This is a genomic window from Rhodococcus sp. AZ1 (assembly GCF_054979605.1).
Map to the genome: position 1 here is coordinate 169,155 of NZ_JBUEQF010000001.1, position 13,987 is coordinate 183,141.

Sequence of the window (13,987 nt, forward strand, 5' to 3'; positions counted from 1 at the left end):
CGTAGCTACAGAAAACTAACCCGTCCTACGGGGAAAGGAAGTACGACGTGCTGGACGTCAACTTCTTCGATGAACTTCGCATCGGTCTCGCGACCGCGGAGGACATCCGCAATTGGTCCTACGGTGAGGTCAAGAAGCCGGAGACCATCAACTACCGCACGCTCAAGCCCGAGAAGGACGGCCTGTTCTGCGAGAAGATCTTCGGACCGACTCGCGACTGGGAGTGCTACTGCGGCAAGTACAAGCGTGTGCGCTTCAAGGGCATCATCTGCGAGCGCTGTGGCGTGGAGGTCACGCGCGCCAAGGTTCGCCGTGAGCGCATGGGTCACATCGAGCTGGCCGCGCCGGTCACCCACATCTGGTACTTCAAGGGTGTCCCGTCGCGTCTGGGTTACCTGCTCGACCTGGCGCCGAAGGATCTCGAGAAGATCATCTACTTCGCCGCATACGTCATCACCTCGGTGGACGACGAGCTGCGCCACAACGAGCTCTCGACCCTCGAGGCCGAGATGGAGGTGGAGAAGAAGGCCGTCGTCGATCAGCGCGACGCCGATCTCGAGGCACGCGCGCAGAAGCTCGAGGCCGACATCGCCGAGCTCGAGGCCGAGGGTGCCAAGTCCGATGTGCGCCGCAAGGTCAAGGACGGCGGCGAGCGCGAGATGCGTCAGCTCCGCGACCGGGCGCAGCGCGAACTCGACCGGCTCGAGGAGATCTGGTCCACGTTCACCAAGCTCGCCCCCAAGCAGCTCATCGTCGACGAGCTGATCTACCGCGAGCTGGTCGACCGCTACGGCGAGTACTTCACCGGCGCGATGGGCGCGGAGTCCATTCAGAAGCTGATGGAGAACTTCGACATCGAGGCCGAGGCCGAGAGCCTGCGCGAGACCATCCGCAGCGGCAAGGGGCAGAAGAAGCTCCGCGCCCTCAAGCGCCTGAAGGTGGTCGCGGCGTTCCAGTCCACCGGCAACTCGCCGATGGGCATGGTGCTCGACGCCGTTCCGGTGATCCCGCCGGAGCTGCGTCCGATGGTCCAGCTCGACGGTGGCCGCTTCGCCACCTCCGACCTCAACGACCTGTACCGCCGCGTGATCAACCGCAACAACCGCCTCAAGCGACTGATCGATCTCGGTGCCCCCGAGATCATCGTCAACAACGAGAAGCGGATGCTGCAGGAGTCGGTGGACGCGCTGTTCGACAACGGTCGTCGTGGGCGTCCGGTCACCGGGCCGGGCAACCGTCCGCTGAAGTCGCTGTCGGATCTGCTCAAGGGCAAGCAGGGTCGCTTCCGTCAGAACCTGCTGGGAAAGCGTGTGGACTACTCGGGCCGCTCGGTGATCGTGGTGGGTCCGCAGCTCAAGCTGCACCAGTGCGGTCTGCCGAAGCTGATGGCTCTCGAGCTGTTCAAGCCGTTCGTGATGAAGCGCCTGGTGGATCTGAACCATGCGCAGAACATCAAGTCGGCCAAGCGCATGGTCGAGCGTCAGCGCGCCCAGGTGTGGGACGTGCTCGAAGAGGTCATCGCCGAGCACCCGGTGCTGCTCAACCGTGCACCCACCCTGCACCGTCTGGGTATCCAGGCGTTCGAGCCGCAGCTGGTGGAGGGCAAGGCCATCCAGCTGCACCCGCTGGTGTGTGAGGCCTTCAACGCCGACTTCGACGGCGACCAGATGGCCGTGCACCTGCCGCTGTCGGCGGAGGCGCAGGCCGAGGCCCGGGTGCTGATGCTCTCGAGCAACAACATCCTCTCGCCCGCGTCGGGTCGCCCGTTGGCCATGCCGCGTCTGGACATGGTGACGGGTCTGTTCCACCTGACCCGTCTCGACGAGAAGGCTCTCGGGGAGAACGCGGCCGCCGCCAAGGACCGGCCGGAGCAGGGCATCTACGCCAGCCCCGCCGAGGCTCAGATGGCCGTCGACCGTGGTGTGCTGACGGTGCAGTCGAAGATCAAGGTGCGTCTGACCCAGCAGCGTCCGCCTGCGGACGTCGAGGCGGAGCTGTTCCCCGACGGGTGGGCGCCGGGCGATGCCTGGACCGCCGAGACCACCCTCGGGCGTGTGATCTTCAACGAGCTGCTGCCGGGCAACTACCCGTTCGTCAACGAGCAGATGCCGAAGAAGCGTCAGGCGACGATCATCAACGACCTCGCCGAGCGGTACCCGATGATCGTGGTGGCCCAGACCGTCGACAAGCTCAAGGACGCCGGTTTCTACTGGGCCACGCGCTCGGGTGTGACCATCTCGATCTCCGACGTGCTGGTGCCGCCGGAGAAGCCGCAGATCCTCGAGGAGTTCGAGACCCAGGCCGACCGGATCGAGAAGCAGTACCAGCGCGGCGCGCTCGATCACACCGAGCGCAACTCGGCTCTGGTGAAGATCTGGCAGGAAGCGACCGAGCAGGTCGGTAAGGCCATGGAGGCCCACTTCCCCGACAGCAACCCGATCCCGATGATCGTCAAGTCCGGTGCCGCCGGAAACATGACGCAGGTTCGCTCGCTGGCCGGAATGAAGGGTCTGGTGACCAACCCGAAGGGTGAGTTCATCCCGCGGCCCATCAAGTCCTCCTTCAAGGAGGGCCTGACGGTTCTCGAGTACTTCATCAACACGCACGGCGCCCGCAAGGGTCTGGCCGACACCGCCCTGCGCACCGCCGACTCGGGTTACCTGACCCGTCGTCTGGTGGACGTCAGCCAGGACGTGATCGTGCGCGAGGTCGACTGCGGCACCGACCGCGGCATCACCACGACCATCGCCGAGAAGCAGCCCAACGGCACGCTGATCCGCGATGCGCACGTCGAGACCAGCACGTACGCCCGCACCCTGGCCGCCGACGCGGTGGACGAGTCGGGCACCGTGATCGTCGAGCGTGGTCACGATCTGGGCGATCCGGCCATCGATGCTCTCCTCGCGGCGGGCATCACCAAGGTCAAGGTGCGCTCGGTGCTCACCTGCACCACCGGCACCGGTGTGTGCGCCACGTGCTACGGCCGTTCGATGGCCACCGGCAAGCTCGTCGACATCGGCGAGGCCGTCGGTATCGTCGCGGCGCAGTCGATCGGCGAGCCCGGCACGCAGCTGACGATGCGCACCTTCCACCAGGGTGGTGTGGCCGGCGACGACATCACCGGTGGTCTGCCGCGTGTGCAGGAGCTGTTCGAGGCACGTGTGCCCAAGGGTGTCGCGCCGATCGCGGACGTCACCGGGCGCGTGCAGCTCGAGGAGGGTGAGCGCTTCTACAAGATCACCATCGTGCCGGACGACGGTGGCGAAGAGGTGGTCTACGACAAGCTCTCCAAGCGTCAGCGCCTGCGTGTGTTCAAGCACGAGGACGGCTCGGAGCGTCTGCTCGCGGACGGCGATCACGTCGAGGTCGGCCAGCAGCTGATGGAGGGTGCGGCCAACCCGCACGAGGTGCTGCGCGTGATGGGTCCCCGTCAGGTGCAGATCCACCTCGTCAACGAGGTGCAGGAGGTCTACCGCAGCCAGGGCGTGTCGATCCACGACAAGCACATCGAGACGATCGTTCGTCAGATGCTGCGTCGGGTGACGATCATCGACTCGGGTTCGACGGAGTTCCTGCCCGGATCGCTCACCGAGCGCAGCGAGTTCGAGGCGAGCAACCGTCGCGTCGTGGCCGAGGGTGGCGAGCCCGCGGCCGGACGTCCGGTGCTGATGGGTATCACGAAGGCGTCGCTGGCGACGGATTCGTGGCTGTCGGCGGCGTCGTTCCAGGAGACCACCCGTGTGCTCACCGACGCGGCCATCAACTGCCGCTCGGACAAGCTCATCGGTCTGAAGGAGAACGTGATCATCGGCAAGCTGATCCCGGCCGGCACCGGCATCAACCGGTACCGCAACATCACCGTTGCACCCACCGAGGAGGCGCGCGCAGCGGCGTACGCCGTGCCGTCGTACGACGATCAGTACTACAGCCCGGACGGCTTCGGCCAGAACACCGGTGCTGCGGTGCCGCTCGACGACTACGGTTTCTCGGGCGACTACCGGTAGATCTGCCAGTAGCCTCACGAGCCCCGCGTCCCTGGTCCGCCAGGGGTGCGGGGCTCGTGTCGTGTCCGCCCGATTTCGACGGTCCTGTCGCCGCAGATCCACCTGATCGTTACCGCACATAACGATGATGGTCACCGGACCGGTCGATGCTGAGGTTCATGAACGATTTCGTGATCGGATCCGACAGGTCACTGCGCGCCGGCACCACTCGACGTCAGTTCCTCACGTGGACCGCGCTGGTCGGCGCGCTCGCGTTCACGCCCGCGTTGACGGGCAACACCCTCGCGTCGGCCGCGCCCGTCACACCGCCCGGCTACCCGTTCCGCGTCGGTGTCGCCTCCGGCGACCCACTGCCCGATTCGGTGGTCCTGTGGACGCGACTGGTGGTGGACCCGGTCGCGCCCCTCGGTGGGATGACACCGGGCATCGTGCCGGTGTGCTGGGAGATCGCGCACGATCCCTCGTTCGGGGCGGTCGTGGCGCGCGGTGTGGAGGTGGCCACCGACCAGGACGGATTCTCGGTGCACGTGGACGTCACGGGCCTCGAGCCGGGCCGCGAGTACTTCTACCGCTTCATGGTCGGCTCCGACGCGAGCCCTGTGGGCCGCACCAAGACCGCGCCCGCGCCCGGATCGGCCTGCGCTGCGCTGACATTCGCCTGGGCCTCGTGCCAGAAGTGGGAGGAGGGCTTCTACAACGCCTACGCCGACATGGCGCAGGAGCACCTCGACGTCATCTTCTTCCTCGGTGACTACATTTACGAGTACCCACTCACCGATGGCGGTGGGGTGCGAGGCGCGGCGTTCCCCGAGTCGATGCGCCACGAATCGGTCTCGCTCGCCGATTACCGTGACCGCTACGCGCTGTACAAGTCCGATCCCGATCTCGCCGCCGCACATTCCAGCGCACCGTGGATCTCCGCGTTCGACGATCACGAGGTGCAGAACAACTGGGCCGGGTCGATCAGTCAGAACAACGACGACCCGCGGCAGTTCCTGCTGCGGCGCGCCGATGCGTTCAAGGCGTGGTGGGAGAACACCCCGGTGCGCGCGAACCTGCGTCCGAACGGCCCGAACATCGCCGAGTACCGCAGATTCACCTTCGGCGACCTCGTCGACTTCTCCGTGCTCGACACTCGGCAGTACCGCGACGACCAGGCCGACGGCGACGGCGAGCACCCGCAGGACGCCGTCACCGCAGACCCTGCCCGCACCATCACAGGGCCGGAGCAGGAGAAGTGGATCCTCGACGGGTTCACCAGTCCCGCCCGGTGGAAGTTCCTCGCCCATCAGACCGTGATCTCCGACCTGGCGGCGCAGAAGAACGGTGAGCGCGTAGTGCCGATGGACCAGTGGGGAGGCTACGAGGGCTCACGGCACCGGATCCTCGACGGGGCGCGCGAGCGCGGCACGCAGAACCTCGTCTCCATCGTCGGCGACATCCACCGCAGCATCGTCTCCGAGCTGCGACGCGACTATCAGGACCCGTCGGCCCCGGTGGTGGGCGTGGAGTTCGCGGGTACCTCGATCGCCTCGGGGAAGAACGGCGCCGACGTCGACGACACCGGCCGGGCCATCGCGGCGGCGTCGCCGCACGTCAAGTTCGGCAACGCTCTGCGCGGGCACGTGCGTGCGCGCCTGACGCCCGACGAGTGGACGGCCGAACTGCGCACCGTGGACACGGTGTCCGCACCCGGAGTGCCCGCCCGGACCCGCGCGACGGTGGTCGTGCCGTCCGGGCGACCGGAGATCGGGGTCTCCGAGTAGGTCCGCTCCGAGCATCACCCGGGCAGCAGTTCCGCTCAGCCTGGTTCACTGGGTGAGGTGCCCATTGTCCTCACCCTCGTCGGGGTCGCCCTACTACTGATCGCGGTGGCCGGGGTCGCGGCGCACCATCTGGACTCGCGACGACAGGTCGTGTTGGTGGCGGCGGCGCTGGCCCCGTACCTGAGGCTCGCGGCGCTGCCCGGCGCGGTGCTCGTGCTGGTGGCCGCGCTCGTCGACCCGTCGGTGTGGAGCCTCCTCGGGGCGGTGGCCGGAGTCGTCGTGGCCGCAGTTGTGGTGGCCCGAGTCGTCGTGGGACAGGTGGCCGCGCTCACGCAGCGCCGCCGCCGTCGACCGGCCCCGCCCGCAGCGGATGTGGGGCGTGAACTGGCGGTGCTGCACGCGAACGTGCTCCTCGGCGGCGCGGATACAGCCCACCTGGCAGCGCAGGTGCGCGCCCACGGTGCGGACGTGCTGGCCTTGGTGGAACTTTCGCAGGTCACCGTGGACGGTCTGCGGGCGGCGGGCCTCGAGCGCACGCTGCCGTACCACCACCTGTCGCCAGGTGACGGCGGGCAGGGGACCGGTATCTGGAGTCGGTACCCACTCAGCGCGATGGTCCGACACGACGGCTTCGTCTGCGAGTTGCTCTCCGCCACCGTGGCGGTCCCGGAGGTCGGCCCGGTCAGGGTGGCGGCCGCCCACCCTGTCCCACCGTGGCCCCGGCGGCCGGGAGCATGGCTGCGTGAGATGGACCGGCTTCGCGCTCTGCTCGACGATCTGCCGGAGGGCCCGGTGATCGTGGCGGGCGACTTCAACGCCACCCGCGATCACGTGCGTTTCCGACGCCTGGCGTCCGGCCGATTCCTCGATGCGGCGACCGCGCTCGGCGTCGCCCCGATCAAGACCTACGCCGCGGACCGGTGGTACCCACCGATCATCGCCATCGACCACGTGCTGATCGCAGATGCTGCCCCGATCTCCGTGTGCCCCGTCGACGTGCGGGGCTCGGACCATCGCGGACTTCTCGTCCGCGTCCTCGTCCCACCTCGATGACCGCCCACCCCGCCCACACCCCCGATCCGGACACGCGTGAGCCCGACGCGCCCGGGACCGACACCACCGAGCCCCGCCCCCGCTGGGCTCGTCCCCGCGTCACTGTGGCTGATGGAGATCTCGGCTGCCGGCCGCTCTTGTCCTGGCGCTCACACCCACCGCAGCGCTGAGGTACCGGTACGACAACCCGGATGCACCTGGCGTCGACCTTCCCGTCCACCGCCGTCGACGGGGTCACGCTCTTCGATCTGACGCCCCACCCGTCGTGCATTGTCCGGAGCGCCGCCGCCCGGCCACCAGTTCCGCGTCGGGTCGCCTTCGACGCCTGCCACCCACCGTGTGGCAGGATCGCACGCGGCACGAATGTCGAGGTGATTTGATGCGCATCGCCGTGGTGGAGGACGACGACGGGGTCGGCGACGCTCTGGTGTCCGCGCTGCGATCGCAACACCTGACCCCGGTGCGCATGCGGCGCGGCAGCGACATCCTCACACGGCACGAGAACATCGACGTGGTCCTGCTGGATCTTGGTCTGCCCGATGCGGACGGGATCGATGTGCTGCGCAAGCTCCGCTCGGTCAGTGCCGTACCGGTGGTGGTGCTCACCGCCCGCGGCGACGAGCGGTCGGTGGTGGCCGGGTTGCGCGCCGGTGCGGACGACTACCTGGTCAAACCGGCGCGGCTGAGCGAGTTGTTGGCGCGAATCGAGGCGGTCTCACGCCGCGCCGCACGGGCGAGTGAGAGTGCCGCCGCGGACTCGGTGGTGATCGGCGACGTGAGCATCGACCTGGCGAGCCGAGCGGTGTCGGTGGACGGACTGCCGATCGCGTTGACGCAGAAGGAGTTCGACATTCTTCGCGTGTTGGCGGGCAAGGTCGGTACGGCGGTGAGTCGAGAGCAGCTCCTCGACGAGGTGTGGGGCGACGCGTTCGTGGTGGTCTCCCGCTCCCTCGATGTGCACATGACGAGCCTGCGGGCCAAGCTGGATCGGCCGGGCCTGATCTCGACGATCCGCGGCTTCGGTTACCGCCTGGGAGTGTGAGGTGCGCGCGCGTCTGATCGTGGTGCTCGGGGTGCTCTTCATCGTCTCGATCGCCGGGTTGTCCGCTGCGCTGGCACTGTCGTTCTCGGCGTCGCGGACCCGCGACTTCGTGCTCGAACGCAACCGCGACCTCGACTACATTTCGCGGCTGGCCGAGGCCGTGACGCCCGCGGGCGGGTACGACGAACTGGCCACGTACGCGCGTCGATACAGCGAGCTCTACGGCGACACCGTGCTCGTCACCGACAGTCGCGGCATCGTGATCGCCTCGGCCGGTGGGGATCCGGCCGATGCCCGCATCCTCGGGGCCGTCGAGGCGGCACTGCGCAGCGAGGAGTCGACCCCGCTCGACGAGGTTCTGCCGTGGGGGCCGACGGACGCGGTGTTCACCTATCCGATCGGTCGGCTCAGCGACCCGAGCGGAGTGGTGGTGATCGAGGCGTCCACGGCTCCGCTGCGGTCGGAACTGGGGCGGCTGTGGCTCGGCATCGCGGCGGTGTCGGTTGTGCTCGTGGCCCTGTTCATGGGCGGTGCGGTGCTGGTGAGCAGGTGGGTGCTCCGCCCGCTCGAGACCATGTCGAACGATCTTGTCGAGCTCTCGGCGCGGCTGCCGGGCCGGCGCACCGCCGACGACGAACCGGGCACCGAGGTGGGTGGGCCGCGGGAGTTCCGACGCCTCCGACGCTCGTTCGACGACCTGTCCGCCACCGTCGTCGACGCCGTCGCCACCCAGCAGCGGATCACCGCCGACGCCGCCCACCAGCTACGCAATCCGCTTGCAGCACTGCAGCTTCGGCTCGACGCGATCTCGATGGCAGCACCGGACGCCACGCGAGGTGAGCTCGAGCGCGCGGCCACCGAGGTCGATCGGCTCAGCGCCGTGCTCGACGGCATGCTCACCCTCGCCGAGCTCGAACACGCCGCGCTGACCGCCGAGTCCGCCGGCAACGCGGCGTGCCGTGTCGACGTCGTCGTCGGTGACCGCGTCGACGCCTGGGCCGAGTCGTTCGCGCGCGCCGGCATGCAGTTGCAGGTGGCGCCCGACAACGCGTCGGTGGTGGCGGCCATCTCCGCGGACTCGCTCGCCCAGATTCTCGACGTCGCCCTGAGCAACGCCTCCCGCTACGCCGGCCGCGGTGCAACCGTCACCATCGCAACCTCGACCACCCCGGCAACATCCACCACCCCGGCAACCTCGACGTCGGGGGCCGCGGAGGCGGGGGAGAACGCGGTGATCGAGGTGATCGACACCGGTGTGGGGTTCGACTCCGGGGTCGCCCCGACGCTCACGCAGAGATTCGTCCGCGGCACCGAGGGCGGATCCGGTCTGGGCCTGTCCATCGCCGTGGCGCTGGCGCAGATGCGAGGAGGATCGGTGGAGATGGCGGCCACGCATCCGCGCGGTGCGACATTCCGCGTCGTCCTGCCCGTCAGCGAGACGGTGGCCGCATCGTGATCGAGCGCAGGCGGTTCCTGTTGGGTGCGGCCATCGGCGCGGTGGCCACCGTGATCGGCGGGTGCGCGCATGCGAGTCCGCACGCGATCCGGCTGGCGGCGGGGGAGGACGGTGGCGGCTACCTGGCGTTCGGTCGGTTGCTGGCCGCCGCCGCCGCGCGCGGAGACACCCTCGCGATCGACGTGCAGGTCACGCCGGGGTCGCGTCGCAACCTCGAGCTTCTCGCCGCCGGTGAGGTGGACGTGGCGCTGACCCAGCAGGACACCGCCCTGGCCTTCACGGCCGACCGGCCGGACAGCCTCGTCGCGATCGCGCGGGTGTACGACAACTATCTGCAGATCGCGGCGTCGGCCTCGTCGAACCTGCGGGTGGTCGACGATCTTCGCGGTCGTCGGGTGAGCCTGGGGCGCACGGGTTCGGGCACGTTCGTCGCCCTGCCCGAGGTGCTGGCTGCGGTCGGGATCGACACCGTGCGGGACGTCGAGGTGACACCGCTGGGTCTGCGCGCCGCCGCCAAGGCTCTGCGCGAGGGATCGGTGGATGCGGTGGGGTGGATCGGTGCGGTGCCCACCCCGGCGTTCGCGGAGTCCGGACCGGTGCGGCTGGTGGATCTGGCGGGCGTCGTCGAATCCGTCGTCTCCACGCTCGGCGCCCCATTCCGACGGTTGACCGTGCCCGGCGGTGCGTATGCGGATTCGCCACCGGTCTCGACCGTGGGTCTGCCGAACCTTCTGCTCACACGGCCGGACCTGGCGGACGACATCGCGTCGGATCTGGTGGCGCTGCTGCTGTCGTCGGCACCCGATCTGGTTCCGGACGGAGCGCGCGGCGCCCAGAATCTGCGCGCGCGATCGTTCATCGACACCGGGTCCTTCGCGCTGCATCCTGGTGCCGCGAGCCGATATCGGACCGAACATAGGTAGTGATCGCTCGCTGTCCGGGCAGTTGTCTTAAGTCCCCGCTAAGAAGCACCGCGATTCATGGTTGAAATGTCCGACTCTCGCTAGCGTCGGGTCATCGCGGGGCCGTCCGGCTCCCTGGCTGAGCGTGGAAGGAACACCCCACCATGAGCGTATCGACGTCGCTTCCCCAAGCTGCACTTCTGCTGGCCTACGACCCCACCACCGGACGTGCGCGCACGGTCACCTCGTTCGCCCGGATCGTGACCGCCGCGGCGATCGGCGAGCTGGTCCTCGCGGGCCGCGTGTCGGTGATCGGCGACAAGATCGAGCCCGTGGACAGCACACCCACCGGTGATCGCGCAGCCGATGCCGTTCTGGCGCAGCTTGATTCGCCGGCTCTGCTGCGCAACGTGCTGACCTCCGCCGACGTCGACTTCACCGGCGCTGCCCGCCCGGATCGGGTGGTGCGCGACGACCTCGTCGCCCGCGGCGACGTCACCGTCACCAGTGGCGGGGTGCTGCGCCGCACCCGGCTGGTGGCCACGGAGAGCGCGCCGACCGGGGAGTTGACCGAGCAGGTTCGCCTCGCCGTGCAGGGTGGCTCGGAGGTCAACTCGCGTCTGGCCGCTCTCATCGCCGTGCTCGACGCCGTGGGCTACGTGCACCGTGTGGTGGGCGAGCAGCTCACTGCGTCGGACCGGGCGACGGTCGAGCGCATCGTCTGCGACAGCGAGTACGCACTCGGCCTGCGCCGCGCCTGGTCGGAGATCCAGGGCTACTGACGCCCGCGGTAGACCTCCCGGTACAGCTCGGCGATCTGCGCCGCGTCCGGGACCACCGGGTTGTTGCCCGGTGAGCCCGACGCGAGGGCCTGTTCGCTCATCAACGGGATCAGCTCCTCCCACCGCTGCTCGTCGATGCCGTAGGACGCCGGGGTGGGTACGGCCAGATCCGCACAGAGCGTGGTGATCTCGTCCACCAGGGCCGCTGCGGCGGCGGTGTCGTCGGTGCTCTGCGCGGCCACCCCGTACGCCCGCGCGCAGTCGGCGTAGCGGGTGGTGGCACCGTCGACGGAGAAGCGGGTGACGGCCGGCAGCAGCATCGCGTTGGACAGCCCGTGCGCCACGTGGAAGTGGGCTCCGATGGGCCGGGACATGCCGTGCACCAACGCAACCGACGCGTTGGAGAAGGCCATTCCGGCCTGGGTGGCGGCGATCATCATCGCCGACCGTGCCTGCGCATGTCCGCCGTCGGCGTAGGCGGTGCGCAGGTTGCGTGCAATCGTGCCGATCGCGGCCAGGGCCAACGCGTCGGAGAACGGGTTGGCCTTGCGGCTGACGTAGGCCTCGACAGCGTGGGTGAGTGCGTCCACCCCGGTGTCGGCGGTCAGGCGCGGCGGCATCGTCATGGTGAGATCGGGGTCGACGATCGCGGCGACGGGCAGGAACGACAACCCTGGGCACAGCATCTTCTCGTCGGTGTCGCTGTCGGAAATGACGGTGAACTGCGTTGCCTCCAAGCCGCTTCCGGCCGTCGTGGGAACGGCGATCACCGGCAGCGAGGCGCCGGTGTGTTGGTGCGGGGCCTTGTAGTCGCGCATCGCTCCACCACTCGCGGCGAGGGCGGCGAGAGCCTTGGCGGTGTCCATCGGGCTGCCGCCGCCGAGCCCGATCACCGAGTCGCTGCCGTGCTCGCGTACGGCGTCGAGCCCGGCGCCGAGGGAGATCGTGGTGGGGTCGGGCACCGTGCCGTCGAACAGTGCGGGCATGGCGCCGCTCGCGGTGAGGTGGTCCATCACGCGCTCGGCGAGCCCGGTGGAGACGATGAAGGCGTCGGTGACCAGCAGCGGGCGCCGCAGACCCAGTGAGGTCACCACCTCACCGATCTCGGCGACGGCGCCGGCTCCGACGCGGGTGAGGCGGGGGAAGGCGATCTGGAATGTCATGCCGCCCACTGTGCCGCCCGGCCGCTCGTGGCGCGGCGAGTTCGGTCAGATCGATGCCGGTGGCTCGGATCGGTGCTGGCAGGATCGGAGGATGACCGACTCCGATTCTGCAGGGCGAGCGCCGATTCCGTTCGTGGCCGACGAGGCCGACATGTGCACCGCGTGGATCGAGTTCTATCGGGCGAGCCTGGTGTGGAAGTGCTCGGGGCTGACCGACGAGCAGCTGCGCACGGCGTCGGCCCCGCCGTCGTCGTTGACGCTGCTGGGTCTGCTGCGGCACCTGACGTTCGTCGAGCACTACTGGTACCTGAAGGTGTTCGCGGGCCTGCCCGAGCCGGTGCCGTTCGCCGACCACGGCGTCCATGATCGCGACTTCACCGAGCTGCACGGCATGCCCGCGGGGGAGGTGCTCGACCTCTACCGCCACACCCTCGAGCGTTGCCGCGCCGTGGCCGACGGGGTCGATCCCACCGCACTCGGTGTGGGGCTGCGCGGTGGGCAGGCGGTGTCCATGCGGTGGATCGGGTTCCACATGATCGAGGAATACGCCCGTCACCTCGGGCACGCCGACATCCTGCGCGAGCGCATCGACGGATCGGCCGGCTACTAGGCATCGTGCGGGCGCACCCCTTAAGTTGAGCGACGTGCATCGCATCTTCACCACGCCTGTCGCCGACGTCTATCCCGCCTACGTGGCCAAGCTCGAACGCAAGGGTCGCAGCGAGAGCGAACTCCGCGCCGTCCTCGAGTGGTTGACCGGCTTCGACGAGCCGACCCTCGACAGGCACCTGGCAGAGCGGACCACGTTCGCGGACTTCTTCGACGCGGCCACACTGAACCCGGACGTCACCCTGATCACCGGCGTGGTGTGTGGGGTGCGTGTGGAGAATGTCGAGGACCCGTTGATGCAACGTATCCGCTACCTGGACAAGCTCGTCGACGAACTGGCGCGTGGTAAGGCGCTGACGAAGGTGCTGCGTTCGGTGAGCGCGTCACCGAACCCCTGACGATCCAAACTGTTACTTTTCCGCCGTAACGGTGCGGTTCGGACCGGACGATGTCGTGTGTGTCACACCTCGATTGGAGTCCACAGTGCTTTCTCGTCCCCTGCTTTCTCGTCCCCTGCTTTCTCGCTCCCTGCCCGCTCGCCCCGCACTCGTCCGCCCCGTGCACCGGGCTGCCGCCCCTGTCGTTGCGATCATCGGAATCCTGTGCGCTGGTTGCGGTTCCGACGATTCCCCGGCGCCCTCCGGCACACCCACCGCGCCCACCGTCAGCGCGGGGGCGGCCGCGCCCACCACGCGCAGCTCGACACCGCCCAGTGACGCCACCTCGACCACACCGCCGGCGCAGAGCGCTACCGACGCCATCCCGTCGGCCCTCACCCCGGCCGATGCCAACGTCGATCCGCGGGACTACTTCATCGGCACCGACACTCCCGTGGCTGCGGCCGGATACTACTTCCGCTCGCCCACAGGCAATGTCGACTGCGGCGTGACGTCGGGGAGCGCTCTCGGGGCAGGTTGCCGGGCGCGCGATTCGGTGACCAGCAACACCGGGGTGGTGTGCACGGAGTCCGATGTCAGCGCTCCGTCGGTGGTGATCATCGACGGTGTCGCGCGCGCGCAGTGCGAGAACCAGGGGGTCTACATCGGCTTTCGCCAGGACGGGCCGAACATCGGGCCGGCGCTCCCGCTGAACTACGGGCAGACCATCTCCGTGCAGGGTGTCACCTGCACCTCCACCACGGCGGGGATCACCTGCTACCAGGGTAAGGCGGGGTTCACCATCTCCCGCGACCGCCGAGACGTGTACTGAT

General features: G+C 68.7%; 11 protein-coding genes. 10 read left to right on the forward strand and 1 reads right to left on the reverse strand.

Going from position 1 to position 13,987, the window contains the following annotated elements; translation table 11 throughout:
• Positions 1-47: 47 nt before the first annotated feature.
• The 7 genes from ACY48E_RS00915 to ACY48E_RS00945 all read left to right on the forward strand — a co-directional run bounded on the left by ACY48E_RS00915 (position 48) and on the right by ACY48E_RS00945 (position 11,005).
• On the forward strand, positions 48-4,004 hold the full coding sequence (locus tag ACY48E_RS00915) for a DNA-directed RNA polymerase subunit beta' (RefSeq protein WP_462870163.1): 3,957 nt from the start codon (positions 48-50) through the stop codon (positions 4,002-4,004).
• A 158-nt stretch (positions 4,005-4,162) separates the two neighbouring features.
• Positions 4,163-5,770, forward strand: coding sequence for an alkaline phosphatase D family protein (locus ACY48E_RS00920; protein ID WP_462870164.1), 1,608 nt, complete (start codon positions 4,163-4,165; stop codon positions 5,768-5,770).
• A 57-nt stretch (positions 5,771-5,827) separates the two neighbouring features.
• Positions 5,828-6,823: an endonuclease/exonuclease/phosphatase family protein gene (locus ACY48E_RS00925; protein ID WP_462870165.1), complete on the forward strand. Its 996-nt coding sequence runs from the start codon at positions 5,828-5,830 to the stop codon at positions 6,821-6,823.
• Between the two features lie 379 nt (positions 6,824-7,202).
• Positions 7,203-7,865 carry a response regulator transcription factor gene (locus tag ACY48E_RS00930; protein WP_462870167.1) on the forward strand — a complete coding sequence of 221 codons (663 nt, stop codon included), beginning with the start codon at positions 7,203-7,205 and terminating at the stop codon, positions 7,863-7,865.
• A 1-nt stretch (position 7,866) separates the two neighbouring features.
• A complete protein-coding gene (locus ACY48E_RS00935) occupies positions 7,867-9,321 on the forward strand; it encodes a sensor histidine kinase (protein ID WP_462870168.1) in 1,455 nt (484 codons plus the stop codon).
• Positions 9,318-10,244 (forward strand): TAXI family TRAP transporter solute-binding subunit, encoded by a 927-nt coding sequence (locus ACY48E_RS00940; RefSeq protein ID WP_462870169.1) that lies wholly within the window; start codon positions 9,318-9,320, stop codon positions 10,242-10,244. Before ACY48E_RS00935 ends, ACY48E_RS00940 begins: the two co-directional genes overlap by 4 nt.
• A gap of 143 nt (positions 10,245-10,387) precedes the next feature.
• Positions 10,388-11,005 (forward strand): GOLPH3/VPS74 family protein, encoded by a 618-nt coding sequence (locus tag ACY48E_RS00945; protein ID WP_462870170.1) that lies wholly within the window; start codon positions 10,388-10,390, stop codon positions 11,003-11,005.
• On the opposite strand, the gene ACY48E_RS00950 is transcribed toward ACY48E_RS00945, so the two are convergent.
• Positions 10,999-12,168, reverse strand: a complete 1,170-nt coding sequence (locus ACY48E_RS00950; RefSeq protein ID WP_462870171.1) for an iron-containing alcohol dehydrogenase — start codon at positions 12,166-12,168, stop codon at positions 10,999-11,001. The genes ACY48E_RS00945 and ACY48E_RS00950 overlap by 7 nt on opposite strands.
• A gap of 91 nt (positions 12,169-12,259) precedes the next feature.
• Here ACY48E_RS00950 and ACY48E_RS00955 point away from each other — a divergent pair, with 91 nt between their 5' ends.
• From ACY48E_RS00955 to ACY48E_RS00965, 3 genes are all read left to right on the forward strand, one after another.
• Positions 12,260-12,778, forward strand: coding sequence for a DinB family protein (locus ACY48E_RS00955; RefSeq protein ID WP_462870172.1), 519 nt, complete (start codon positions 12,260-12,262; stop codon positions 12,776-12,778).
• A 34-nt stretch (positions 12,779-12,812) separates the two neighbouring features.
• Positions 12,813-13,175: a DUF2200 domain-containing protein gene (locus ACY48E_RS00960; protein ID WP_462870173.1), complete on the forward strand. Its 363-nt coding sequence runs from the start codon at positions 12,813-12,815 to the stop codon at positions 13,173-13,175.
• A gap of 160 nt (positions 13,176-13,335) precedes the next feature.
• Complete coding sequence (locus ACY48E_RS00965; RefSeq protein ID WP_462870174.1) at positions 13,336-13,986, forward strand: hypothetical protein; 651 nt, start codon at positions 13,336-13,338, stop codon at positions 13,984-13,986.
• Position 13,987: the final 1 nt, after the last annotated feature.